A 23,303-nucleotide genomic window follows, 5' to 3' on the forward strand; every position below is an offset into this window, starting at 1 on the left:
TGCCGATCGCACGTGTTTATACCCACGGCATCCAGATCTGTTGCCGATTGGTCCGCTGTGCATTGGGTTTTGAGCTGTGGGTCTTCTGATATGAGCCTGGAATCTGTTCGTGCCTTCTTCGCCGCGCATGCGCCGGACATCGAGGTCATCGTCACGGAAGCGAGTTCGGCGACGGTGACGCTGGCGGCGCAGGCGCATGGTGTGTTGCCGGCGCAGATCGCCAAGACGATCTGTCTTCGCGTCGCGGAACGGACCATGCTCATCGTGACCAGCGGCATCGCCAGGCTGGATAACCGCAAGTTCAAGGACCAGTTCGGCGGCAAGCCCCGCATGCTGGATGCCGAAGAGGTCGTCGAGGCGACAAGCCACCCGGTGGGTGGCGTCTGCCCGTTCGGCCTGCCGTCGCCGCTGCCGGTCTACTGCGACGTGTCGCTGCGCGAATTCGGCGAGGTCGTGCCGGCCGCCGGCGCCACCAACGCTGCGGTACGGATTGAGCCGCGGCGCATGGCGGACCTAGTCGGCGCCGAATGGGTCGATGTGTGCCAGGGTTAGAGGCCGTATCCAAGCCGGAGCTGAAACCAGCAAGGCAAAGGAAAGAGGCGGTTTGAGAATCGGCCGATCTGGCCGGGCGGACTTCGGGGGCAAGTCCTGCTTCAAAATGGTCGGAGTGGCCGGATTCGAACCGACGACCCCTTGACCCCCAGTCAAGTGCGCTACCGGGCTGCGCTACACTCCGGACCGGTCGCGATGTATCGTGATAACCCTGCTCGGGTCAACCGAAATTCGGCGTTCATCGTGGCGGTGTGGATACGATGGCTGTTGAGCCTTGCAGCGCCGGCCGCAACAGCCGCTGATGGCGGTATTCGAGTGCGATGGCGCCCCAGATCAGGCCAAGCAGCAGGTAGACGTGGCGCCAGTGATCGATGTCGATGAAGGTACCGAGCCCGATATTGCCGATGAAGGCGACATAGGCGCACAAGAGATAGGGTTGCCACGGCCGGTCGCGTAAAAGGATGCGAATCCCGGCTGCTAGGGTCCAGAGGACGAGCGTCAAGAAAGACACGAAGCCGAGCCAACCATAGTCCATCAGCATCTTCAGCCAGATGTCATGCGTGTCCTCGCCGAAGAGCTTGCCGAAGACCAGGGGTCCGATGCCGAAAGGACGCTCCATCGCCATCTGGAAACCGATCGTATAGCGGGCGAAGCGGCCGAGGCGGGCGGTGTCATAGCTCTGTTCGAGGTGCGCGCGGTTGGAGAACATCTCCGCCACGCCGGGCAGCTGCAAGATGACGATGATGGCGATGGCCAGCAGCGACAGTGCGGCAATGGTCATGATCACCACGCGCAGCCGGAACATGCCGCTGTTGCTCTGCAGGAACAGGCAGCCGGTGAGCAGCACAGCGGAGACGGCAAACATGCCCCAGGCGCCGCGCGAGAAGGAGAAGAAGATGCCGGCCGTGATAATCAGCAACGGTATCGCCAGCAACGGCATGCGCGACACCGGGCCCGTCAGGAGCAGATAGAGCAGATAGATGCCCGGCAGCACCAGGAACGGTCCGAACACGTTCGGGTCCTGGAAGGCGCCGGCGGCGCGATCGTACTTGGTGAACATTTCCGCGCCGGGAAAGGCGTGGAAATAGCCTGCTATGCCAAGCAGCGACGTCGCCACCGCCGAGACGACATAGGCAATGAAGATCAGACGGTAGAGGTTCGGCTGCGTGGCGGTGACTGATGCGAAGAACACGGCGCTGAAGGCGAGAAACAGCGATACGGCGAGATAGAGCGGCGTGTTGGCGAGATCAGCCATCTGCGTCATCGAGATCATGCCGCCGATGTTCATCATCACCAGAAGCACCAGCAGTGGGGTGGCGGCGCGGGAGATCCTCAAGCCGAAAAGGGCCCAAACGGCGATCAGCCCAGCCATGTAGATTTCATAAGGGGCCGGCTCGCTGATGACGAAGCCGGACAGCAGCATGCCGACCACCACCGCGCCCGAGGAAATCAGCGTGATCAGTTTGGCGTTGACCGCGGCGCGCGGCAAATCATGGCTGATCGCGCTCAATAGGCGTTTTCCGTGTTGAGCAACCGGATCGGGGTCAGGAAGAGGATCCGCAAATCAAACAGCAGCGACCAGTTTTCGATGTAGTAGAGGTCGTACTCCGTTCGCATGCGGATCTTCTCATTGGTGTCCATCTCGCCGCGCCAGCCATTGATCTGCGCCCAGCCGGTGACACCGGGCTTGACCTTGTGGCGGGCGAAATAGCCGTCGACCACCTCGTTGTAGAGAAGGTTGTGCGACTGCGCGGCAATGGCATGCGGACGAGGACCGATGAGCGACAGCGAGCCCAGCAGCGAGTTGAAGAATTGCGGCAGTTCATCGATTGAGGTCTTGCGGATGAAGCGGCCGACGCGGGTGACGCGCGGGTCGTTCTTGGTCACTGTCTGCTTGGCGGTCGGGTCTGACCTGTCGGTATACATCGAGCGGAATTTATAGACCTCGATAACCTCATTGTTGAAGCCGTGCCGTTTCTGCTTGAACAGGACCGGCCCCTTGCTGTCGAGCTTGATGGCGATCGCGGTGCCGAGCATCACCGGCAGGAAGACGACGATGCCGATGAGGCTGAAGATGATATCGAAGGCACGTTTGGCGACCGAATCCCAGTCGTTGATCGGCTTGTCGAAAATGTCGAGCATCGGCACCGAGCCGATGTAGGAATAGGCGCGCGGACGAAACTGCAGCGCGTTGGAGTGTGCCGACAGCCGGATGTCGACCGGCAGGACCCACAGTTTCTTCAGCAATTGCAGGACGCGCGATTCGGCGGTCAGCGGCAGCGACACGATCAGCATGTCGATGCGGGCGATGCGGGCGAACTCGATCAGTTCCGAAATGGTGCCGAGCTTGGGATAGCCGGCAACGATGGGCGGCGAGCGCTTGTCGCTGCGATCGTCGAAGATGCCGCAGATGCGGATGTCGTTGTAAGGCTGCTTTTCGACCGAGCGGATCAGGATCTCCGCCGCCTTGCCGCCGCCGACGATGACGGCGCGCCGCTCCATGCGGCCATCGCGTGCCCAGCGCCGTATCAGCTTCGACATCACCAGCCTGAGGCCGAAGAGGAAGACAAAGCCGACGACGAACCACGTCCCGAACAGCAGGCGCGAGTAATCTTCCGACATCTTCGTGGCGAAGGCTGTCAACGCCATCAGGGCGAAGGCGCCGGCCCAAGCCAGCAGGATGCGGCCGAAATTGGCGATCGGCCGCATGAGGGAGACCACCTGATAGCAGTCGGTGACATCGAGCAGCACCACGGCGAGGAACGATGCGGCGGCAATCGTCACCGGATATTGCCAGGCGAGATAGTTGAAGAACCCGACATAGTAGAAATAGACGCAGAGCCCCGAAAGGAACAGCACCGCGAATTCGACCATGCGCAGGACGCCGCTGACCATGATCGGCGACATCGTATCGCGCCGGTACTGCGTGGCGACCTGCCGGGCAACGTCGTTCATGCCGCCGGACGCGTCGCCGTCGGTCGGGTCGTCGAATTTACGGACCGCTTCGGGTGAAAAGCGGCGCGCGGGGTCGATCTCGTTCATGGGACAGTCCGCAAGCTTTCCTTGGGGAATAGCAAAGGAGAGCTAAGAAACCCTTGAAACAACGCATGGCTTTGGAAGGGCTCGGACTACCTGTCGAGCGCCGCGAAGTAGGCTTTCTCGATGTCGGCGGCCATGACGTCGGCGCCGAAACGCGCCCTGAGGCCGGAACCGTCGGGCATCAATTCGCGATAGGCGGCAAGGTCGGCCAGCGCCTGGCTTATCTTGCCGGCAAGTTCGACCGCATCGGGCCGGATCAGGGCAGGGGAGGCGGCACCAAAAATCTCCGGTATGCCGCCGACGGCGGTCGCGATCATCGGCCTTGCCCCCGCAAGGGCCTCCAGCACGATATAGGGCATGGCCTCGGCACGCGAAGGAACGACGACGAGCGCCGCCAGCGCGAAGGCCTCCCTGGCCGGCATCGGCGGCAGGAAGCGGACATTGTCTTGCAGCCCCAGGCGCTTCACCTGCGCGTGGTAGCGCGGCAGGTCGTCGCCGTCGCCGACCATCACCGCGCTCAATGCGCGGCCGAGCCGAGGGCCGGCGGTGGCCAGGGCATCGATGAAGATGTCTGGCCCCTTTAGGTCCCGCATCATGCCGATGTAGAGCAGGTCCGCCACATCGGCGTTGGTGATCACTGGTTCGAATTCGGCGGCGCGAAGTCCATTGTAGACCAACGTGTTCGGGATCGGCGGTTCGCCCACTTTCCTGCGATAGGTCCGCCGCTCATAATCGGAGACGAACAGCAGGCAATCGGTGAAGCGCGCCATGAAGCGCTCGATCGCGAAGAACAGCTTTCCGGTGGCTGTGTTCTCGTCATAATGGAGGGAGCCGCCATGCGGCGAATAAAGGCGGGCTACGCGAGACCTTGATACCCGCAACAGTGAGCCGAACAGACGGGCATAGGCGCCACCCTTGGCGCCGTGCCCGTGCAGCACGTCCGGCCGCAATTCCTTGATGATCCTGTAGGTGCGTCTGGCAGAGGCGAGGTCGCCCGGGCCGACATGGCGCTGCATTGGCGTGCGATGGATGCCGAGCGCCAGCATCTCCTTCATTTGCGCGAACAGACGCTCCTCGAATTCGCCGCCCGTGGTCGAATCGCAGACGATACCGACCATGTGACCGGCGGCGACCTGCGCTTCCGTCAAATCGCGCACATGCCGGAAAATTCCCCCGACGGGTGAACGAAAGCAGTGGACGATCCTGAGCTTGTCCGCCACGTGGTGTCATTCAGAACAGGCGTTCACGAACGTAGACGGTATCTCCGGGCAGCAGCGGGTCCGAGGTGACCACACGGCCGGTAATCACCTTGCCGTTGATGTCGCGGGTGATGTCGACGCTTTCCTGATTGGCGCGTGGCGTGAAGCCGCCGGCAATGGCGATGGCCTTCTGCACGGTCAGGCCGGGTACGTAGGAATACTGGCCGGCGGCGCCGACCTCGCCCATGACGAAGATCGGCCTGTAGCGATCGATCTCGACCGAGACGTCGGGGTCGCGCAGATAGCCTTGCCGCAACTTGTCGGCGATCGCCTTTTCCATCTGCTGCGCGGTGTGGCCGCGGGCCGGTATCACGCCGACGAGCGGGAAGGAGATGTAGCCGGACTGGTCCACACTGTAGGTATTGGTAAGCCCGTCCTGCTCGAACACCGTGACACGGACACGGTCGCCGGCACCGAGGCGGTACGGCTGGTCGAGGACTTCGTGGAAGGCTGCCGGTGTCGGCCGGTAGCTGGAGCAGCCGGCAAGCATCGATACGGCAAGCAGTGCGCGGAAGAGGGTAGCAGTGCTTTTCATGACCGGATACGTACCTTCGACTGGCTGCTGCCGCAGCGCAGCAAACATCTGGGATCGGGCTCGTTATCATCCTGTTAGGGTTAATGGCCGGTAAAGGCGCTGGCTGATACCGCTCGCGCCGGCGAGAATTTCGCCTTGTTTGCTGGTTTTGTCGTTTTTCTTGCCGCTCGCGCGTAAATCCTAACCAAAACTTACAGTGATCTTAACCGCTGAGTTACCATAGTTGTTTACGGTGTATCCCGACCCAGTTTCGGAGTAGGGATGCATGTCCGTTCAATCCGCGGCCGCAGATGTCGACGTTGATCTCAGGCAGCTTTTCGCCAGCCTGGCGAGGAATTGGCTGCGCATCCTGGTCTTCGTTCTGGTGGTGACGGGACTGGCGTTCGCGTTCGCTTCGCTCGCGACCCGGCATTACAAGGCCCAGACGCAGGTGGAGATCGTCCAGCGTGAATCCGTCTACACGCGTCCGGCCGGCAACACTGACGGCGATAAGCCGATCCTCGACGAGCAAGGCGTTGCCACCCAGGTCCAGATAATTTCGTCCAACGAGATCCTAAAGCAGGTGGCGCAGAAGCTCGGCCTGTCGCGGCTGCCTGAGTTCGACGAAACGATCAATATGTCCTCCCTGAGCCGCGTGCTGATCCTGCTTGGCTTGAAAAACGACCCGATGGACGTTCCGGCCGACGAGCGTGTCCTGAAGAAGATGCGTGAGAAGCTCAACGTCTATGGTGTTGAAAAGACCCGCATCATTGCCATCGAGTTCTCCTCGGAGGATCCCAAGCTCGCCGCCGCCATTCCCGATGCCATTGCCGCCGCCTATATTGCGGGGCAAGGTGCGGCCAAGCGCGAATCGAACACTGCCGCCGCCGACTTTCTGGCGCCCGAGATCGCCGACCTCTCGAAGCAGGTCAAGGACGCCGAGGCCAAGGTTGCGGCCTACCGCGCCCAGTCCGACCTCCTGATCGGCGGCAACAATTCCGTTCTGGCCACCCAGCAACTGGCCGAGCTGTCGACCGAATTGTCCCGGGTGCGGGCCAACCGCGCCGCGGCCGAAGGCACCGCCGACAGTGTGCGCAAGGCGCTGCAGAACGGCGGCTCGCTGGATTCGCTGCCGGAAGTGCTGTCGTCCGACCTGATCCAGCGCCTGCGTGAGCGGCAGGTCGAGCTGCGCGCCAACATCGCCGATATGTCGACGACACTGCTCGACAATCATCCGCGCATCCGCGCCGCGAAGTCGCAATTGGCCGATCTCGACGCGCAGATCCGCAGCGAAGCCCAGAAAGTCATGAAGGGCCTTGTGATGCAGGCGGACGCGGCCAAGGCGCGCGAAAACCAGCTCGTCGCCGACGTCAACACGCTGAAAGCGGCTTCGGCAAAGGCCGGCGAACAGCAGGTCGGCCTCGACGCGTTGCAGCGCGATGCCGCCGCCAAGCGCCAGCAGCTTGAACTCTACCTGACCAACTACCGCGAGGCGGCTTCGCGTCAGGATCGCAACTATGTCCCGGTCGATGCCCGCATCGTCTCGCCGGCCTCGGTGCCCGCCGAGCCATATTTTCCCAAGATCGGCCCAATCGTTGGTGCTGCCGCAGCGGCCTCGCTTCTGCTGGCGGCGGTGTTCACGCTGTTGCGGGAGCTCTTCTCGGGCCGAGCCATGCGCCCGGCCACCGGAGCCCGTTTTGAGCCGATCGACGAAGTGCCGATGCCACCGCTTGTCCATCAGGAGCCATCTTCTCGCCTGGAACCGCCTGTCGCCAGCGAGCTCGCCAATCGTCCCGCCGAAGCGCCATTGCCCGAAAGGGTCATGGGCCCGGAGATGGTCGCGCAGCCCCAGCCAGCTGTGGAGGCAGAGTCTGCCGCCCATGCCGCCCATGCCGCCCCTGTCGCCGGGGCCGCGCCCATGGCTGAGGCCAAGCCCATGGCTGAGGCCAAGCCTATGGCTGAGGCCGCGCCTGTCACGGAGATCCAGCGGCCACGCTCCGTGCTTGGCGAGATCGACATCGAGAAGGCCGCTGAAAAGCTGATCGCGAGCGGGGCCGCGCGCGCCATATTCGTTTCGCCCGAAGGCGACGAGGCGGCCGCGTCGGCGATCCTGGTGGCGCGCGAGGTGTCCGACGCCGGCCTGCGCGTCCTGCTGCTCGACCTCACGGCCTCAGGCGCCGCCTCGCGGCCGATGCTCGACAGCGGGCTTTTCCCGGGCATTACCGATCTGCTCGCCTCGCAGGCGCAGTTCAGCGACGTGATCCATGCCGACCTCTACTCCGACTGCCACGTCATTCCCGTCGGCACCGCCGACCCGGTCCGCGCCATGCGTGCCGCCGACCGGCTGCCGATCATCATGCAGTCGCTGACCACGGCCTACGACCTGGTGGTGGTCGAATGCGGACCGGCCGACGCGCAAGGCATAAGCCGCCTGGGCAGCGATGCCACCGAGGTGTTCCTGTCCATGCTCGAGCCGGACGACGAAGTGACGCGAGCCGCCGTCAAGCTGATCGAGAACGGCTATCCCGACCTGACGCTGGTGACGCCGCTTGGTCACGAACCGCCGGGCACCCCGGGTCGGCGCTCCGCGGCTTGAAAGAACAGCCGTTCGGAGGCTTGCTCGTTTAACGGCGAGCTTAGCTGTCGTCCTCGCCAGCCGTGGGCGCCGCCTGTCCGGCTGACTTACGGCGCAGCATCTTGGCCAGCTTCCAGATCGCCGGGCTGTTCTTGATGAAAGCCTTCAGCCGCGCATTCTGGCGAAGCATCAATGCCAGCGCACGGCCCTTCAGAGTCAGCGGGACCAGCACCTCGAAATGCTGCGTTTCGATATCGCACCACTGTCGCTTGTAGGGCTCGTCGCCGACGGAGAAATCATAGACCGCGAAACCCGTCTCGCAGGCCTCCTGGATGTTGTCGAAGAACAGGAAGTCGCCGGGACTGGTGTGCGCGAGATCGTCCTCGGCGATCGCTCCGAACTCGCAGATCAGCCGCCTGCCCGAGCGGCTCGATCCGGTGATGGCGCGCAGCTTGCCGGCGACCTCCAGTCCGTGCAGCACGAAAGGAGGCTCGGATTGGTCCAAGGCCTGGGTAAACAGCTCTCGGAAGAAGGCGCGCGTCGGATCGTCCCCGAAGACGTTGGCGATGCCCATCTTGCGAAAGCGAAGCTCCTTCATCTCGAAGAAGGCGTCGAGCAACCGCTTCACCTCGTCCGAGCTGCGAGCCTCGATGCGCCGGTGGTTGCCGACGGCCTCGAATTTGCGGGTCTGCGAACGATGCTTCTTGCGTTTGCGCTTGCCGCTGGCGCGCAGCAGCAACGCGTCGAAGCCTCCGGCGAGGTCGACGGCCAGCGAAAGATTGGGGCTGGAAAAATGTGCAAGCGATGCCAGCGGATTGGCGACGCCATCAAGCTTGGGCAGCAAGCGTTCCAGCGCGATGAGATCGATGTCCGGACGGGATTTGGCGACGGCCGCAAGCATCGAACGGACGGCTGCGACATCCGCATTGGCCAACCATTGCGGGTCAGCGGCCGCGAAATTGCCGTTGGCGTGCCGGCCGCCCATGAAACGGGCGACTCGGAACGGTCCCTGATTCACAACCTCCAGCGCCAGTGCGAAGACCGGCTTGCCTTCGAGAGCAAGCGTCGCCACGAGGAGCTCGGGCTTGACCTGCGCGGCCCAGTTCAGGACCCAGGTCGCGCCCTGTGCCGGCGCGCTAACCGCCGAGCGGCAGAACCTCGCATAGGCCGCCAGCCCCTCGGCGCCCGCGACCGAGATCGATGACCCGGCGGTATCCCCAGGCAGGGCGCGTGGTGATGCCCCGATCGCCGCAAGCCGATTGCCGTCAAATGACGCCATTGCGTCAACCATACCTCAATCCTTAAGGCGTATTGATCCCGATTTGGGGGGGCGCTCAGGCGTATTCCGTGCTTGGATCAGCCTAGGCGCAAAAGGTGAATGAATGATCGACGGTGGGGAGGCTATCCGAAAACTGGCGCTCAACGTCGTGCGCTATACCGGGCTCGCCCCATTGGCCAGACCGTTTGTCGGCGGCATCGGCGCCATCCTGATGCTGCACCGCGTGACGGCGACACCCGAAAAGCCAGATAGCGTCAACCGGCACCTCAACATCGCGCCCGGCTTCCTCGACGCCGTGATCGCCGACATGAAGGCCGGCGGCTATGCCTTCGTCTCGATGGACGAGGCAGTTGAGCGCATCAAGGCAGGCGGCAAGGGCGGCCTCTTCGCCACCATCACCGCCGACGATGCCTATCGTGACAACATGACCGAAGCGCTGCCGGTGCTGGAAAAGCACGGCGCGCCGATCGCCATCTATGTCGCGCCGGGGTTGGTCGACGGCACCGCCGATCTGTGGTGGGACGTGGCCGAGGACATCGTCAATGCCTGCGATCGGCTGACGCTGGCGACCTCAAATAGTCCGATCGTGATTGATTGCGCGACCCCCGCCAGGAAGCGTCAGGCCATAGCCCGGTTGCATGCTTACCTCGCCACCGAGGTCCGCGAGGAAGACCTGCGGACTGTGCTGCGCGATCTCGCCACTTCAAACGGCATCGACGCGGATGCCCCGCGCCTGCGGACCCTGATGAACTGGAATGAGATTCGCACCATCGCCGCGCATCCGCTGGTGACGATCGGCGCCCATACGATCAACCACAGCAATCTGAAGCGGCTTTCCGAGGCCGACGCGCGACACGAGATCGGCGCTGTGAGGGACATGTTGCGGGCCAGGCTCGGCACGGAGCCGCGCCATTTTGCCTACCCCTATGGCTATGCAAGCGCCGTCGGCTGCCGCGAAGTGGGTTTTGCGCGCGAGGCCGGCTATTCCTCCGCCGTGACGACCCGCCATGGTGTGCTGCGCGCCGAACATGCCGGTTTTCTCCACGCCTTGCCCCGCATTTCGGTCAATGGCCGCTACCAGAGCCTTGCCCATATCCGCACCATGCTGTCGGGCGTGACGACGCCGCTCGCCAATGCTGGCAAGATGGTCGTCACCGTCTGACGGGCTGCCAAGGCATGGCTCAACGCTTGGCGCGTGGCTCCAGCATCAGCCACTTGATGATGCCCATGGCCGGCAGCACCCAGAGCAGGCCGCTGAGCAGAAAGAAGAAGAAATGCACCCACGCACCCGATTCCGACAGCCGGGCGACCGCGAAGATCGATGCGACCAGCGCGTAGATGACAACCAGCGCCACCAGCAGGAACATTCCGATCAGCTTTTTCAGGCGAATGGGCATGGCTTGGCCTCGTTGATCGCTATCGCTTAGGCCGAACACACGGCACGCGCAACCCGTGACAGGCGGCGCGACGGCGTGCCGCGCTGCCCGGTCTTGCCAGCAGGAATGCGATGGTCCACCAATCCGCGACATCAACCTGCCGGGATAGATTCATGGCCGCCATTACTGCTGCCGCGCCTTACCAGGCCCGTGACCGTGACCTGCGCAACCGGGCGCTGGTGCGCGGCTGGCTCTACGTCGTGCTTCTGGTGCTGTTTGCGTTGGTGCTGGTTGGAGGCGCCACGCGGCTGACCGAGTCCGGCCTGTCGATCACCGAGTGGCAGCCGGTCCATGGCGTCATCCCGCCGCTCAATGACGCCGAGTGGCAGGATGAATTCCAGCGCTATCAGCAGATCCCACAATACACCGAGCTCAACAAGGGCATGAGTATCGCGGCGTTCAAGTCGATCTTCTGGTGGGAGTGGGCGCACCGTCTGCTGGCGCGCAGCGTCGGCCTGGTCTTTGCCTTGCCGCTGCTGTTCTTCTGGGTGACGCGCCGCATAGAGCGCGGGCTCGGACCGAAACTTGCGGGAATTCTTCTCCTCGGCGGCCTGCAGGGCGCCATTGGCTGGTGGATGGTGGCCTCCGGCCTGGTCGACCGCGTATCGGTGAGCCAGTACAGGCTGGCCACGCACCTGACGCTGGCGGCACTGATCTTCACCGCGACCATGGTCGTCGCACGCGGGCTGGCGCCACATTCCGAACCCACGGCCGATCGCTCGACCCAGAGAGTGGCTGGCTTCATCGTACTTCTGGCGCTGATCCAGATCTATCTCGGCGGTCTGGTTGCCGGTCTCGACGCCGGCATGAGCTACAACACCTGGCCGCTGATGGATGGCAGGATCATCCCTGGCGATCTGCTGATCCTCGAGCCGGTATGGCGCAACGTCTTCGAGAACCCGAAGACGGTGCAGTTCATACATCGGCTCGGCGCTTATACGGTTTTCGCCGGTGCGCTCTGGCACATGATCGCCACGCGTCGGCGGCTGCCCGGCTCAACCCATGCGCGCCGCGCGACGCTATTGTTTTTGCTGGTGCTGGTGCAGGCCTCTGTCGGCATCGCCACGCTGCTGATGCAGGTGCCCCTGCATATGGCCCTGACGCATCAGGGGTTTGCGCTGGTTGTGCTCGGTTTTGCGGCGGCGCACTGGCGCGGCACCAAGGGCGCCTATCCCTTGCCCAACGAGGTCGCCGTCGGGCGTTGATCTAAGTCGGGGGCATCCGGAACCCGCTCGACCGCGGCGCTTTGCGGCTTCACTGTTCGAAGGGATCAGAAGCGCGCCCGCACCGCGCGGATCGCCTTGGCGATCGATAGTTCGCGTTTCTCCTCGACCTCGTTCTCATCCTCGTGGTGCCAGGCCGCCGACAGACAGCCATACGCGATGGCGTGGTCGAGAATGGCTGCCGGCGTCTGGGCCAGCGTCCCGGCGAAGACTTCAGCCATGCGCGCGATGCGCTCCGGATCCAGGCAAAGCGCGTCACGGCCGAGCGGATTGTAAAACATGTTGGCAGCGTCGAAGCCGGGGTCGCCGAGCACGCCCTTTGGGTCGATGGCCAGCCAGCCGCGTGGGCCATGCAGGATGTTCTCGTGATGCAGGTCGCCGTGTAGGGGCCTGACATCGTAGGGAGCAGCCAGCAGCCGATCGGCGATGGCGCCGGCCTCGACATAGATGCTGGCGATGTCGGCCTCACGATCAGCCCTTGCCTTCTTGAACAGGCTCGAAAACCGCTCCCTGAGCGGCTGAAGCCCGGATGGGAAGGGGTGCTTCGAAGACGAAAGCAGCCTCGTCATCACCTCTGCGGCGATTTCGGTGGCGGTACTGTCCCCCTGTCCATCGAGAACCTCCGAAAGCAGGGTTTCGCCGCCATATTCGAGCAGCATGGAATGTCCGTCCCGGCCGAGCAGCCGTACCGCACCTTCGCCGCTGCGCCAGGCCAGGTAGTGCTCGCCGCGCAACTCGTCGGCGACATCGTCGAACGGTTTGAGCGCCTTGACGATCGCGGGCGAGCCGTCCTCGAACCGCACCTTCCAGATACGGCTTGAAAAGGTCTCGGCGATGAGTTCGGGCGCGCTGACCTTCCAGCGCGCCGGAAATGCGGGTCCGTCCATCAAAGGCCGAGCATCAGGTCCATGTTCTGGACGGCCGCGCCCGAGGCGCCCTTGCCGAGATTGTCATAGACCGCCAGTAGCAGCGCCTGCGCTCTGCTGTCGTTGGCAAAGACATAGAGCTTCATGCGGTTGGTGCCATTGTAGATCTCGGGATCGATCTCCGGCATGCGTTCCAGACGCGTATAGGGCGCCACTTCGACCACGCCGCCCTTGATGGCGGCGAAATGGTCGGCAATGGCCGCATGCAACTCCGCACCCGTCGGCACATAGTCGAGGCCGCCGAGTTGCAGCGGCACCACCGTGATCATGCCTTGGGCGAAATTGCCGACCGCCGGCTGCATGATCGGATCATGCGACAGCTTCGCGTAGGCTCTCAGTTCCGGCACATGCTTGTGCTGCAAGGTCAGCCCATAAGGCAGGAACTCCGAGGCGTCTTCGCCCTTGGCGACGTAGTCCTCGATCATCGGGCGTCCGCCGCCCGAATAGCCCGAAATGCCGTTGACCGTGATCGGGAAATCCGCCGGCAGCAGACCGGCTGTGACCAGCGGCCTGAGCGTCGCGATCGGTCCCTGCGGCCAGCAGCCAGGATTGGCGATGCGCTTGGTCGAGGCGATCTTCTTCGCCTGCTCCTTGTCCATTTCGGCGAAACCATATTCCCAGCCTTCGGCGACGCGATGCGCGGTCGACGCATCGATGACCTTGGTGGTGTCGTTGGCGATCAGCGAGACGCTTTCCTTCGCAGCATCGTCCGGCAGGCACAGGATCGCGATGTCGGCGGCATTGAGGAATTCGGCGCGTGCCGCCGTTTCCTTGCGGCGCTCGGCGGGAATGGAAATGATCTCGAGGTCGCCACGCTCGGCAAGCAGCGCCCGGATCTGGAGGCCGGTGGTGCCGTGCTCGCCGTCGATGAAGATTTTCGGTTTCATTGCCTGGTCAAATTCCCTGAGGTTTCAAGACTATATGCCGTTGCCGTGATGCACCGCGGCACCATTGTGGCTGCCGTTGTTCAGTTCCTCAAGCCTGGCTTTTCGCTCCGCCAGCAGGCCGAGATATTGCATGGCGATCATCGAGCCGGCGATCGCCGTAATATCGGCGTGATCATAGGCCGGCGCAACCTCCACGACATCGGCGCCGACAATATCGATCTGGTTGAGCTGGCGCAGCGTCGACAGGATTTTCGCCGAGGATGGCCCGCCGGCAACCGGCGTGCCGGTGCCGGGCGCGTAGGCGGGGTCGAGGCAGTCGATGTCAAAGGTCAGATAGGTCTTCTTGCCGCCGGTGCGGTCGACGATGGCGTAGGCAATTTCGGAGGCGCGCATCTCCTCGATCTCGTGGCCGTAAAGGATCTTGATGCCGAACGTGTCCGGCGCGTGGGTGCGGATGCCGATCTGGATCGAGCGGTCGGGATCGATGATGCCTTCGTTGACCGCGCGGCCGACGAAGGACCCGTGGTCGATGCGCTTGCCGTCATCGGGCCATGTGTCCTGATGGGCGTCGAACTGTACCAAAGCGAGCGGTCCGTGGATGGCGGCATGCGCCTTGAGCAGCGGCCAGGTGACGAAATGGTCGCCGCCGAGGGTCAGCAGGAAGGCGCCTGACTTCAGGATCTTCGACGCCTCGCGTTCGATCGCTGCCGGCGTCTTCTGATGGTTGCCGGAATCGAGCAGGCAATCGCCGTAATCGACCACGGCGAGATGCTCGAACAGGTCGCGTGAGAAGGGATATTGCGGGTCATTGTCAAGGATCGCCGAGGCACGGCGAATCGCCTGCGGCCCGAAACGGGCGCCGGGCCGGTTGGTAACGGCGGCATCGAACGGAATGCCCCACACCACCGCGTCCGCGCCTTTCACATCCTTGGTGTACCGGCGGCGCATGAACGACAGCGCGCCGGAATAGGTCGGCTCGAACGCGGCGCCCGTTTTGGAACGGGCGGTGAAGGCGTGGTCGATGTTCTTGTTCGCCATTACGAATCCTCGTTTTGTCGGGGTGCAACAACTACAGAACCGGCATGGAAGATGCCAGTCATAGCTTGGGGAGACGAAACGGTGCCGCCCGGCTGCCACGGCAGGACAGGATTTGTATCATCATGACGCAGACCGCGTTTCTTAATCCGTCTCATGCCGTGGTGTCGACCCACGCCGGCACGATCGCCGGCGAACGCTTCCAGGTGCTCGATTCGTGGCGCGGCATCTGCGCGCTGCTGGTGGCGGTGTTTCATTTTCCGACCGCTTCGGCGATCTCGCAGAGCGGCTTCACCGGTTCGTCCTATCTGTTCGTCGACTTCTTCTTCGTCCTTTCCGGTTTCGTGATCGCCGGCAGCTACGCCAATCGGCTGAGCCAGCCGGCACAGGTCGCCCGCTTCGCGCTGGTGCGTTTCGGCCGCATCTACCCGCTGCATCTGCTGATGCTTGCCGCCTTCGCGGGATTTGAACTGCTGCGGCTGCTGTTGCCGGCACTGCATGGCACCGGCGCCGCACTCTTCACGGAAGGGTTCGATCTGAAGAGCCTGCTTGCCAATCTTTTGTTGCTGCAGGGTGTCGGCTTCGAGGATCGACTGACCTGGAATGCACCGAGCTGGAGCATTTCGACCGAGTTCTTCGCCTACCTCCTGTTCGCGGGCGTGGTGTTCGTCGCGGGCGCACGCGCCTGGATATGGTTCGTCGCCGCCGCCGTCACCGCGCCGCTGTTCCTGCTCGGCTTCTCCACGCATCATATGGATGTGTCCTACGATTTCGGCTTCATCCGCTGCCTCTACGGCTTCTCGCTCGGCGCCCTGCTAGCCTGGTTTCAGCATGATTCCATTGCAGGGGCGCGACAGATCCTTGCCAGGAGCGGCCCGCGGGCGAACTGGACCCTTGCCGAAATCGTCATGATTGCGGTCATCGTCGTTTTTGTTTCGCTGGCGGGCGACAATGATTTCGGCATCGCGGCACCCCTCGTGTTCGCGCTGGCGCTGTTCCTCTTCGCCCATGAAGGCGGCTGGATTTCCGCTGTGCTGAGGGCGCCGTTCATGCTGACGCTCGGCGCGCTGTCCTACTCGATCTGCATGGTCCATCTCTTCGTCCAGGCGCGCATGATCAACCTCGCCGGGCTCGTCGAGCGCGAGCTCGGTTTTGACCTTGTCGGCGATATCGTCTTGCGCGACCAGCCCGCGACCGGTTTCGGCACTGGCTGGGCCGGGACAACCGCGATCGCCATGCTTGTCGCCACCATTGCCGTGTCGGGGATCACCTGGCGTCTTGTCGAAATACCTGCCATGACATGGTTTCGCCGGCTGTCGAAGCACATGTGACTGACATCGCCGGCCAATCCCTAGTCGGCTTCGTTCACCCGCCTGTCACGGGCATCGCCTATCCGGATTTCGATCCGGCAAGGAGCGATTCTCGATGCGGACCCTCTGGCTGAGCCTCCTGTTTTCCACGGCGCTTGTGGCATCTGCTGGCCAGTCAGTGGCCGGCGAAAGCCGCGCCAGGCAGATCCTCGACCGCTTCGAAAATGCCAACCAGTGGCGCGATCATGTCATGGTGGCCGCGCATCGCGCCGGCAGCATGCAGGCCGGCAAGACGCTCTACGCGGAGAATTCGCTCGCGGCGGTCGAGGGCTCGGTCGCCATGGGCGCGGAGATCGTCGAGGTCGACATCAGGCGCTCGAAGGACGGCGAGTTCGTCGTCATGCATGACAGCTGGCTCGACCGCACCACGACCTGCAAGGGCGAGGTGGTGAAGTACACGCTGGCCGACCTGAAAACCTGCCGGCTGGTGGTCGAAGGCACCCGCGCCGTTACCGACGAGCGGGTCTCAACGTTGCGCGAGATGCTGCTGGCGACCCGGGACAGGATCCTCATCAATCTCGACAACAAGCTCGAAGTCGGCGACCTCCCGGGTATGATCGCGGTCGCCCGGGATCTCGGCATGGCCGATCAGGTCATCGTCAAGGAGAACCTCTGGAACCAGAACCGGATCGCCACGGTGAAGACCGCCATGGCCGCGATCAGCGGCGGCTTCCAGTTCATGCCGATCATCGCCGATGACGCGGTGCACGATGCCGGTTTCGCCGAGACGGTCGACCACGTATTCGCGCCGCGCGCGATCGAGCTGATCAACTGGCGGGCAGGCGCCGAGACACTGACCGAGACCGGCGGACCGCTATTCAGCACGCGCATGCGGGCGGCCGCGGTGCGGGGTAACTGGCACATCTGGGCCGACACCTACGCCATCGTCAATAAGCCCGGCGGTTTTCTCGCCGGCGGCCGTGGCGACGAACTGGCCGTGCAGGCCAGCCTGCCGCGTGAGGCATGGGGTTTCTGGGCCGATCGTGGCGCCACCATCATCCAGACCGACGAGCCGAAAGCGGCCATCGACTGGCTGGCGGCGAACGGCTATCGCGTGCCTTATGCCGGGACGGGCGAACGCCTCGAACCTGCCGCGACCGCCAGCATCAATTGAGCCAGAGCTACGAGCGCATGGTGCTGCTGTTCAACGGTGACGATCCTGCCGCACTGCCTTGACCCGCGGCACCTGGACGGATTGCAAGACGCGCGGATTTGAGGTCACCTGGACGACCGGCCCGCGTGCGGGCATCTACACGATCACATCCGGCCGCCTGTCCTCGATAGAGGGCACGCCGGAAGCGCCGGTTGCACCGAAGCCGGCCAAGCCGAAGGCGAAGAAAAAAGCGGCGACGTAAGGCGCCGCACGCATTAAGCGGCCTTTCGCCCCTTGATCGCCGTCGACCAGGCGTGAACCGTGATCGCTCCTGTGGCGCTTGCCGGCAGTCTGTCCTTTAGTCGGCGTTTCAGCTCCGCGCTCTCCGCATCCGACAGCTTCCCGACGATTCCGCTCGGGCTGCTCACGACCATGGATAGCCAATAATCGTCGAAGTCAGCGAAGGTGCGTTCGACGACAAGCTCGCGCGTTTCGACATCGCGGATGCCGAGCTCAGCCCAAAGCGCCTTCAGTGCCGCGAAACGCGAGACCTCCGCGCTCGGCGGACGTGCGGCCGGTTTGCCCATCGCGTCCATCTCCTCCCACAAATGCTGCGTAGGGGTGCCGCCGCGCATGACGTCCCAGGTGTAGGACGCGACGATGCCGCCGGGCTTGGTGACGCGGAGCATTTCCGAGGCGCCCTTGCGCGGGTCGGGGACGAAGAACAGCACCAGCGCCATCACCGCGACGTCGAAGCGGTTGGCGTCGTAGGGAAGGGCCATCGCATCGCCAATCGACAGCTCGACCTGCTTTGCCGAGATTTTTTGCCGGGCAGTCGCAATCTGCGCGTCGGAGGGATCGATCGCGCAAACTGACGAAGGGGCGGACTTCGCTAGAATGAGCTCTGTGAACGCGCCGTTGCCGGCACCGACATCAACCCAGGCCCGTCCGGAGTCCGGCGCCAGCCAGTCGAGGAACAAAGCCCCGGCGGATCGGCTCCAGGGAGCCATGAAGCGCTCGTAAGCCGCGCCGTCGGTGAATTTGATCGGTTCGGGTGACGACATCTGAGATCTCCCCTTATAATTACCTATCCAGATATCCTTTGGACCGAAAAGGCCGGTCCCTGTTTCGTAGCATGGTGCCGCGCCGCGCGCGACGGACCGCAGCAAATTTGCCCATGGCATGCAACTGGCGTTCCTCGGCTCTGCGCTCGCCGTGGCCGGTGCCGCGCTCTGCGCGTTCCTGTTCATCCGCGACGCCGATCATTCCGCCGGTTGAGAGCGCACAATGCAAAAAAGGCCGCCCGGAGGCGGCCTTTCGGTATTCGGAACGTTCGAGACGCTTAGCGCTTCGAGAACTGGAACGAACGACGGGCCTTCGCCTTGCCGTACTTCTTGCGCTCGACGACGCGGCTGTCGCGGGTCAGGAAGCCACCCTTCTTCAGCACGGCGCGCAGCGCCGGCTCGTAGTAGGTCAGCGCCTTGGAGATGCCGTGACGCACCGCGCCGGCCTGGCCGGAGAGGCCGCCGCCGACAACAGTCGCGACGATGTCGTACTGGCCCGAGCGGTTGGAGGCGATGATCGGCTGGTTGAGGATCATCTGCAGGACCGGACGCGCGAAATAGGTCGCGAATTCCTTGTCGTTGACGACGATCTTGCCGGAACCCGGCTTCACCCAGACACGCGCGATGGCGTTCTTGCGCTTGCCAGTGGCATAGGCGCGGCCCGATTTGTCAAGCTTCTGGACATGGACGGGGGCCGCGGCCTGCGCGTTGGAGTTGCCGGTGGCGGCGCCCAGTTCTGCGAGCGAGGAAAGCTCAGCCATCTTATGCGACCTTCTTGTTCTTGGAATTCAGCTTGGCCACGTCGAGGACTTCTGGCTGCTGGGCGACATGCGGATGCTCCGCGCCTGCATAGACGCGCAGGTTCTTCATCTGGCGACGGCCGAGCGGGCCACGCGGGACCATGCGCTCAACGGCCTTCTCGACGACACGCTCGGGGAAACGGCCTTCGAGCAGCTGGCGCGCGGTGCGCTCCTTGATGCCGCCGGGGTGACCGGTGTGCCAGTAATAGACCTTGTCGGTGAACTTCTTGCCGGTGAACACCACCTTGTCGGCATTGATGACGATGACGTTGTCGCCGTCGTCGACATGTGGGGTGAAGGTCGGCTTGTGCTTGCCGCGAAGATGATTGGCGATGACAGTGGCGAGACGGCCGACGACGAGACCCTCGGCGTCGATCAGGATCCACTTCTTCACCACATCCGCAGGCTTCTGCGAAAAGGTTGTCATGTTTTCTGCTTTCGGTTCTGACCTTCACGAGGAAGGCGTTTCTTGTTGCTTGGATTGGCTAAAGGCTCGTGCCCGTCGCCAATAACAAAACGGCGGCCTTTGCGGGCCGCTGCTTCGTGAGGGCTTATAGGCGAGGGCGGTGATCGCGTCAAGGCGACGGAAAAGTCTCATAACAGGCAAAGCACAGTAGAAACAATAAGTTAGATGAAAGGTATTATTTTACCACATCAGCAATGCGCTTCGGCGGGATCGAATAGGTGCCCGTGGCATGCGCCACCGTCTGCCCCTCCGGCCCGGCGACGATGTCGATGTCGAACACCATCAGGCTCTTGCCCAGCTTCAGAATGCGGCAATGGCCATCGATCGGCCCGGCCCCGGCCTTGCGCACGAAATTGATGTTGAGGTTGGTCGTGACCGAGAGCGCGTCGGGTCCGGCATGGCTGAGCACGCAGACATAACCGCCAATGTCGGCCAGCGTGAACAGGGCAGGGCCGGACACCGTGCCGCCGGGACGCAAATGCCGTTCGCCGGCATTGAGCCGCACCGTGCAGCCGCCGGGAAATATGTCGATCGCCTCATAGGCAGCGGAATTCTCGTTGAGTTGCGGGAAGACGTTTTCCATGAGCGTATTGATCTGCGCTGCGGTCAGCACCGGCTCGAGCTTGGTCTGGGCGGGCATGTCGGTCTCTCATTCTGCGTCAGGCCTGTATGGGGGCAGCCGGGCGTTTCTGGCAACATCTTCATCCTCCTGGCGCAAACGATGGGTGTTGGATGAAACCCGATCCGGTATTAGATATTCTGCCAGCCCGACTGGAATCGCGGAGACCTTCACCATGGTCGAAATCCTTGCCCTCAAGCCTGCCGCCGTCGAGGGCCCGGTTACGACGAGCCTGGATAGGGGCGTGCTGCGCCTGACGCTCGCCAACCCCCCCGCCAACGCCCTGTCGCTTTCCGTAATGGCGACGCTGATCGCGGAACTCGACCGCGCCAAGGCGGACAAGGCCGTTCGCGTCATCGTGCTGTCGGCTGCCGGCAAGGTCTTTTGCGCCGGCCACGATTTGAAAGAAATGACCGCGCGCCGCACCGATGCCGATCGCGGCAAGGCCTTCTTCGAAGAGACGTTTGCCGCTTGTGCCACGCTGATGCAGGCGATCGTGAGCCATCCCGTGCCCGTGATCGCCGAAGTCGACGGCCTGGCCACCGCCGCCGGTTTGCAGCTTGTGGCGAGCTGCGATTTGGCGATCGCCTCGCATGAGGCGACCTTCTGCACCCCAGGCGTCAACATCGGCCTGTTCTGCTCGACGCCGATGGTGGCGCTGTCGCGCAATGTCTCGCGCAAGCAGGCGATGGAGATGCTTTTGACTGGCGAGACGATCGACGCCGCGACGGCCAAGGAATTCGGCCTCGTCAACCGCGTGGTGCCGCGCGAGTACCTGAATCAGATTGTCACCAAATACGCGCAAACCATTGCGTCCAAATCATCTCTCGTGGTCAAGACCGGCAAGGAAGCCTTCTACGCGCAGGCCGAAATGGGGCTGGCGGATGCCTACGCCTATACCGGCCGCGTCATGGTCGAGAACATGCTGACACGCGACGCACAGGAGGGCATCGGCGCCTTCATCGGCAAGCGCAAGCCGGAATGGACGGACGAATAATATGGCTCGGATAGACAGTTTCGTTTCTGGGACGCTCCAGCGCATGAGCCTCCATGATCCGATTGATGCAACATATTTTACCTACGAACTGGACGGTCGCAAGTTGCTACAAATTAACACCTCAGGTCGAAAAAACAGAGAGATGCCCGATAAAGTGAGCCAGTCGATTCAGTTAGATGAAGACTCTGCTGGGCAGCTGTTTACGATTCTCAAAAATCACTTCGGCTTCAAATAAAGATGGAACCGCGCATCTCCATCATCACCATCGCCACCGACGATCTCGACCGGGCAATACGCTTCTATGAGGCAATGGGTTTGAAACGCCATGCCGGGATTACCGACGGCGTCGCCTTTTTCCAGATGGGTGGCGCCATTCTCGGCCTGTTCCCGCGCGCCAGCGCCGAGGAGGATTCGGGTATCGTGTTTGGTGGGGCGCCATCGGCGGTCTATCTCGCCTACAACACCCGCTCCGATGCCGAAGTCGACGAAGTGCTGGCGCGGGCGGAAAGGGCTGGCGGACGCATCGTCAAGCCGGCCGGCCGCGCCTTCTGGGGCGGCTGGTATGGCTACTTCGCCGATGCGGACGGACATGTCTGGGAGGTGGCACACAATCCGGCCTTTCCGATCGCGGAAGACGGCACGATTTCGCTGCCTGATTGATGGCTTACCGCAAGCAGCTGACGCGGCCCAAGGCACGTATCTCAAGCGCATTTTGCTCGATGCCGAGCGCGTGGCTATCCGCAGGCCTTCATGGAGGAAGCGCTGAGGGAGGATAACGCGTGACTGTCGAGGATGACCTCAACTGGCGGGTCGAGCAGGCCTGCCGCGAAGGATGGCCGGCGGCAACCGAGACGGTCGTCGAAGGCTGGCTCATGAGGCGATCGGGCGGCCGGATCCGCCGCCCCAATTCGGTCAATCCGTTACGCTGCAAGCGGGCAGGGCCGGCTGACGCTCTTGCCGCTGCCGAGACCTTTTATGCCGGTTATGGCCAGGCACCGTTGTTTCGCGTTCCCGGTATCGCCGCCGACATGGATGAGGTTCTCGACCAGCACGGCTATGCCGTCGAAGGCGGTACGATCCATCTCTACGCCGACATCGATGCGATGGCCCGGGTGCGCGACGAAAAGGTCGTCGTTTCGCCTAAACCGAGCGAGGACTGGTTCGGCGCGCGATTTCGCATGGGCGGCTATGACGGTGCCGACCGTCGCATCTTTCGCGAGATGACCGGGTTGATCGTCGGCGACCGCGCGTTTGTGTCCTGTGAATGCGACAGCGAAATTGCCGCCTTGGCCTATGGTGTCGTCCGCGATGGGCTGCTTGTGGTGGAATCAGTTGAAACGGATGCCCGCTTCAGGCAGCAGGGCCTTGGCCGCAGGACTGTCGGCAGCCTGATCGATTGGGCGCGGCGAGCGGGTGCCGTGGCTGCCTGCTTGCAGGTCGTTGCAGACAACGTGGCCGGGCGTGCGCTCTACGCTTCGCTCGACTTCAACCGCGAGCTCTATCGATACCACTACCGCAGGAAGGCAGTTGCCCAGTGAACCACGACACCTATGACAATGCCTATATCGGCGGCATCCTCAATTCGGTGAAGACCATCGCCATGGTCGGCGCGTCCGCCAACGATGTGCGGCCGAGCTATTTCGTGCTGAAATATTTGCTGGCCAAGGGATTCTCTGTATTCCCAATCAATCCTGGCCAGGCCGGCAAGGAAATCCTCGGCCGCATGACCTATGCCAGGCTGGCCGATGTGCCCGAGCCGATCGAAATGGTCGATATCTTTCGTGCACCGTCAGCGGTGCCGGGTATCGTCGACGAGGTGTTGCGGCTCGATCCCTTGCCCAAGGTCATCTGGATGCAGCTTGGCGTGCGCCATGACGAGGCCGCCGCGCGCGCCGAGGCCGCCGGCATCAAGGTGGTGATGAACCGCTGTCCGAAGATCGAGTACGGCAAGCTGTCGGGTGAGATCGGCTGGACCGGCGTCAACTCCGGGGTGCTGTCATCGAAGAAGCCGCTGATGCGCCAGGGCTTCCAGAGTTTTGGCGTGCGCCAGAAATGACGCAACCGGAAAAATCGGGATCGTTCTTTCGCAAGAGATTTGGTCAAGCGCTGATGCGCAAAATTTTTTCGGGAAGCGATTGAGTTTCCCGTGCGTTCATCGCAGATCGCGCG

The 23,303-nt window shown here is 63.1% G+C and carries 25 protein-coding genes and 1 tRNA gene; 12 read left to right on the forward strand and 14 right to left on the reverse strand.

The features are described from left to right. Window positions 1-90 precede the first annotated feature (90 nt). The gene (locus FJ958_RS01800) at window positions 91-552 is read left to right on the forward strand and encodes a YbaK/EbsC family protein (protein ID WP_140738629.1); all 462 of its coding nucleotides are present in this window, start codon (window positions 91-93) and stop codon (window positions 550-552) included. A gap of 107 nt (window positions 553-659) precedes the next feature. Here the strand turns inward: FJ958_RS01800 and FJ958_RS01805 are convergent. The 5 genes from FJ958_RS01805 to FJ958_RS01825 form a co-directional block, all read right to left on the reverse strand. Beyond that, window positions 660-736, reverse strand: a tRNA-Pro gene (locus FJ958_RS01805). Between the two features lie 54 nt (window positions 737-790). Further along, complete coding sequence (locus tag FJ958_RS01810; protein WP_140738632.1) at window positions 791-2,062, reverse strand: O-antigen ligase family protein; 1,272 nt, start codon at window positions 2,060-2,062, stop codon at window positions 791-793. Continuing rightward, entirely contained in the window at window positions 2,059-3,594 is a 1,536-nt protein-coding gene (locus FJ958_RS01815) for an undecaprenyl-phosphate glucose phosphotransferase (RefSeq protein ID WP_140738635.1), read from the reverse strand. Before FJ958_RS01815 ends, FJ958_RS01810 begins: the two co-directional genes overlap by 4 nt. An 86-nt stretch (window positions 3,595-3,680) precedes the next feature. Further along, window positions 3,681-4,811, reverse strand: coding sequence for a glycosyltransferase (locus FJ958_RS01820; RefSeq protein ID WP_140738638.1), 1,131 nt, complete (start codon window positions 4,809-4,811; stop codon window positions 3,681-3,683). A 10-nt stretch (window positions 4,812-4,821) separates the two neighbouring features. Then, a complete protein-coding gene (locus FJ958_RS01825) occupies window positions 4,822-5,385 on the reverse strand; it encodes a polysaccharide biosynthesis/export family protein (RefSeq protein WP_140738641.1) in 564 nt (187 codons plus the stop codon). 265 nt (window positions 5,386-5,650) lie between these two features. Between FJ958_RS01825 and FJ958_RS01830 the strand changes: the two genes are divergently transcribed. Beyond that, the gene (locus tag FJ958_RS01830) at window positions 5,651-7,960 is read left to right on the forward strand and encodes an exopolysaccharide transport family protein (protein ID WP_140738644.1); all 2,310 of its coding nucleotides are present in this window, start codon (window positions 5,651-5,653) and stop codon (window positions 7,958-7,960) included. A gap of 40 nt (window positions 7,961-8,000) precedes the next feature. On the opposite strand, the gene FJ958_RS01835 is transcribed toward FJ958_RS01830, so the two are convergent. Then, window positions 8,001-9,230, reverse strand: coding sequence for a GNAT family N-acetyltransferase (locus FJ958_RS01835; protein WP_140738647.1), 1,230 nt, complete (start codon window positions 9,228-9,230; stop codon window positions 8,001-8,003). 91 nt (window positions 9,231-9,321) lie between these two features. On the opposite strand from FJ958_RS01835, the gene FJ958_RS01840 reads away from it, so the two are divergent. Then, on the forward strand, window positions 9,322-10,380 hold the full coding sequence (locus FJ958_RS01840) for a polysaccharide deacetylase family protein (RefSeq protein ID WP_140738650.1): 1,059 nt from the start codon (window positions 9,322-9,324) through the stop codon (window positions 10,378-10,380). Window positions 10,381-10,399: 19 nt separating this feature from the next. Here the strand turns inward: FJ958_RS01840 and FJ958_RS01845 are convergent, their stop codons facing one another. Next, complete coding sequence (locus FJ958_RS01845; protein WP_140738653.1) at window positions 10,400-10,615, reverse strand: DUF2842 domain-containing protein; 216 nt, start codon at window positions 10,613-10,615, stop codon at window positions 10,400-10,402. Between the two features lie 152 nt (window positions 10,616-10,767). Here FJ958_RS01845 and FJ958_RS01850 point away from each other — a divergent pair, with 152 nt between their 5' ends. Next, window positions 10,768-11,859 (forward strand): COX15/CtaA family protein, encoded by a 1,092-nt coding sequence (locus tag FJ958_RS01850; RefSeq protein ID WP_140738656.1) that lies wholly within the window; start codon window positions 10,768-10,770, stop codon window positions 11,857-11,859. Between the two features lie 65 nt (window positions 11,860-11,924). Here FJ958_RS01850 and FJ958_RS01855 read toward each other — a convergent pair whose 3' ends face one another. From FJ958_RS01855 to speB, 3 genes are read right to left on the reverse strand one after another with little or no spacing between them, the layout of a single operon-like run. After that, window positions 11,925-12,767 (reverse strand): aminoglycoside phosphotransferase family protein, encoded by an 843-nt coding sequence (locus tag FJ958_RS01855; RefSeq protein ID WP_210243438.1) that lies wholly within the window; start codon window positions 12,765-12,767, stop codon window positions 11,925-11,927. Beyond that, complete coding sequence (gene argC, locus FJ958_RS01860; RefSeq protein WP_140738662.1) at window positions 12,764-13,690, reverse strand: N-acetyl-gamma-glutamyl-phosphate reductase; 927 nt, start codon at window positions 13,688-13,690, stop codon at window positions 12,764-12,766. The genes FJ958_RS01855 and argC overlap by 4 nt, the downstream gene beginning before the upstream one ends. A gap of 30 nt (window positions 13,691-13,720) precedes the next feature. After that, entirely contained in the window at window positions 13,721-14,728 is a 1,008-nt protein-coding gene (gene speB / locus FJ958_RS01865) for an agmatinase (protein ID WP_140738666.1), read from the reverse strand. Between the two features lie 122 nt (window positions 14,729-14,850). Here speB and FJ958_RS01870 point away from each other — a divergent pair, with 122 nt between their 5' ends. The 3 genes from FJ958_RS01870 to FJ958_RS31875 all read left to right on the forward strand — a co-directional run bounded on the left by FJ958_RS01870 (window position 14,851) and on the right by FJ958_RS31875 (window position 17,450). After that, on the forward strand, window positions 14,851-16,056 hold the full coding sequence (locus FJ958_RS01870) for an acyltransferase (protein WP_140738669.1): 1,206 nt from the start codon (window positions 14,851-14,853) through the stop codon (window positions 16,054-16,056). Between the two features lie 94 nt (window positions 16,057-16,150). After that, on the forward strand, window positions 16,151-17,209 hold the full coding sequence (locus FJ958_RS01875) for a glycerophosphodiester phosphodiesterase family protein (RefSeq protein WP_140738672.1): 1,059 nt from the start codon (window positions 16,151-16,153) through the stop codon (window positions 17,207-17,209). Between the two features lie 58 nt (window positions 17,210-17,267). Next, complete coding sequence (locus tag FJ958_RS31875) at window positions 17,268-17,450, forward strand: hypothetical protein (protein ID WP_246676833.1); 183 nt, start codon at window positions 17,268-17,270, stop codon at window positions 17,448-17,450. A 13-nt stretch (window positions 17,451-17,463) separates the two neighbouring features. Here FJ958_RS31875 and FJ958_RS01885 read toward each other — a convergent pair whose 3' ends face one another. The 4 genes from FJ958_RS01885 to FJ958_RS01900 all read right to left on the reverse strand — a co-directional run bounded on the left by FJ958_RS01885 (window position 17,464) and on the right by FJ958_RS01900 (window position 20,158). Next, on the reverse strand, window positions 17,464-18,252 hold the full coding sequence (locus FJ958_RS01885) for a class I SAM-dependent methyltransferase (protein ID WP_027042359.1): 789 nt from the start codon (window positions 18,250-18,252) through the stop codon (window positions 17,464-17,466). A 278-nt stretch (window positions 18,253-18,530) separates the two neighbouring features. Then, window positions 18,531-19,013 (reverse strand): 30S ribosomal protein S9, encoded by a 483-nt coding sequence (gene rpsI, locus FJ958_RS01890; protein ID WP_140609507.1) that lies wholly within the window; start codon window positions 19,011-19,013, stop codon window positions 18,531-18,533. Window position 19,014: 1 nt separating this feature from the next. Beyond that, on the reverse strand, window positions 19,015-19,479 hold the full coding sequence (rplM, locus tag FJ958_RS01895; protein ID WP_010915638.1) for a 50S ribosomal protein L13: 465 nt from the start codon (window positions 19,477-19,479) through the stop codon (window positions 19,015-19,017). 214 nt (window positions 19,480-19,693) lie between these two features. Next, entirely contained in the window at window positions 19,694-20,158 is a 465-nt protein-coding gene (locus FJ958_RS01900) for a PaaI family thioesterase (protein ID WP_140738675.1), read from the reverse strand. A 154-nt stretch (window positions 20,159-20,312) separates the two neighbouring features. Between FJ958_RS01900 and FJ958_RS01905 the strand changes: the two genes are divergently transcribed. The 5 genes from FJ958_RS01905 to FJ958_RS01925 all read left to right on the forward strand — a co-directional run bounded on the left by FJ958_RS01905 (window position 20,313) and on the right by FJ958_RS01925 (window position 23,190). Then, window positions 20,313-21,134: an enoyl-CoA hydratase gene (locus FJ958_RS01905; RefSeq protein WP_140738677.1), complete on the forward strand. Its 822-nt coding sequence runs from the start codon at window positions 20,313-20,315 to the stop codon at window positions 21,132-21,134. Between the two features lies 1 nt (window position 21,135). After that, window positions 21,136-21,369, forward strand: a complete 234-nt coding sequence (locus tag FJ958_RS01910) for a methionyl-tRNA formyltransferase (RefSeq protein WP_140738680.1) — start codon at window positions 21,136-21,138, stop codon at window positions 21,367-21,369. Between the two features lie 2 nt (window positions 21,370-21,371). Next, window positions 21,372-21,794 (forward strand): VOC family protein, encoded by a 423-nt coding sequence (locus FJ958_RS01915; protein ID WP_140738683.1) that lies wholly within the window; start codon window positions 21,372-21,374, stop codon window positions 21,792-21,794. A 119-nt stretch (window positions 21,795-21,913) separates the two neighbouring features. Next, window positions 21,914-22,672: a GNAT family N-acetyltransferase gene (locus FJ958_RS01920; protein WP_246679460.1), complete on the forward strand. Its 759-nt coding sequence runs from the start codon at window positions 21,914-21,916 to the stop codon at window positions 22,670-22,672. Continuing rightward, window positions 22,669-23,190: a CoA-binding protein gene (locus tag FJ958_RS01925; protein WP_140738686.1), complete on the forward strand. Its 522-nt coding sequence runs from the start codon at window positions 22,669-22,671 to the stop codon at window positions 23,188-23,190. Before FJ958_RS01920 ends, FJ958_RS01925 begins: the two co-directional genes overlap by 4 nt. Window positions 23,191-23,303: the final 113 nt, after the last annotated feature.

The organism is Mesorhizobium sp. B2-3-5 (assembly GCF_006442395.1).
GTDB lineage: Bacteria > Pseudomonadota > Alphaproteobacteria > Rhizobiales > Rhizobiaceae > Mesorhizobium.

Coding starts and splice junctions, on each gene's coding strand:
- FJ958_RS01870 (WP_140738669.1), top strand. CDS start 14,851: ATGACGCAGACCGCGTTTCTTAATCCGTCTCATGCCGTGGTGTCGACC.
- FJ958_RS01800 (WP_140738629.1), top strand. CDS start 91: ATGAGCCTGGAATCTGTTCGTGCCTTCTTCGCCGCGCATGCGCCGGAC.
- rplM (WP_010915638.1), bottom strand. CDS start 19,479: ATGACAACCTTTTCGCAGAAGCCTGCGGATGTGGTGAAGAAGTGGATC.
- argC (WP_140738662.1), bottom strand. CDS start 13,690: ATGAAACCGAAAATCTTCATCGACGGCGAGCACGGCACCACCGGCCTC.
- FJ958_RS01850 (WP_140738656.1), top strand. CDS start 10,768: ATGGCCGCCATTACTGCTGCCGCGCCTTACCAGGCCCGTGACCGTGAC.
- FJ958_RS01845 (WP_140738653.1), bottom strand. CDS start 10,615: ATGCCCATTCGCCTGAAAAAGCTGATCGGAATGTTCCTGCTGGTGGCG.
- FJ958_RS01885 (WP_027042359.1), bottom strand. CDS start 18,252: ATGTCGTCACCCGAACCGATCAAATTCACCGACGGCGCGGCTTACGAG.
- FJ958_RS01830 (WP_140738644.1), top strand. CDS start 5,651: ATGTCCGTTCAATCCGCGGCCGCAGATGTCGACGTTGATCTCAGGCAG.
- FJ958_RS01815 (WP_140738635.1), bottom strand. CDS start 3,594: ATGAACGAGATCGACCCCGCGCGCCGCTTTTCACCCGAAGCGGTCCGT.
- FJ958_RS01835 (WP_140738647.1), bottom strand. CDS start 9,230: ATGGTTGACGCAATGGCGTCATTTGACGGCAATCGGCTTGCGGCGATC.
- FJ958_RS01900 (WP_140738675.1), bottom strand. CDS start 20,158: ATGCCCGCCCAGACCAAGCTCGAGCCGGTGCTGACCGCAGCGCAGATC.
- FJ958_RS01825 (WP_140738641.1), bottom strand. CDS start 5,385: ATGAAAAGCACTGCTACCCTCTTCCGCGCACTGCTTGCCGTATCGATG.
- FJ958_RS01905 (WP_140738677.1), top strand. CDS start 20,313: ATGGTCGAAATCCTTGCCCTCAAGCCTGCCGCCGTCGAGGGCCCGGTT.
- speB (WP_140738666.1), bottom strand. CDS start 14,728: ATGGCGAACAAGAACATCGACCACGCCTTCACCGCCCGTTCCAAAACG.
- FJ958_RS01875 (WP_140738672.1), top strand. CDS start 16,151: ATGCGGACCCTCTGGCTGAGCCTCCTGTTTTCCACGGCGCTTGTGGCA.
- FJ958_RS01915 (WP_140738683.1), top strand. CDS start 21,372: ATGGAACCGCGCATCTCCATCATCACCATCGCCACCGACGATCTCGAC.
- FJ958_RS01910 (WP_140738680.1), top strand. CDS start 21,136: ATGGCTCGGATAGACAGTTTCGTTTCTGGGACGCTCCAGCGCATGAGC.
- FJ958_RS01840 (WP_140738650.1), top strand. CDS start 9,322: ATGATCGACGGTGGGGAGGCTATCCGAAAACTGGCGCTCAACGTCGTG.
- rpsI (WP_140609507.1), bottom strand. CDS start 19,013: ATGGCTGAGCTTTCCTCGCTCGCAGAACTGGGCGCCGCCACCGGCAAC.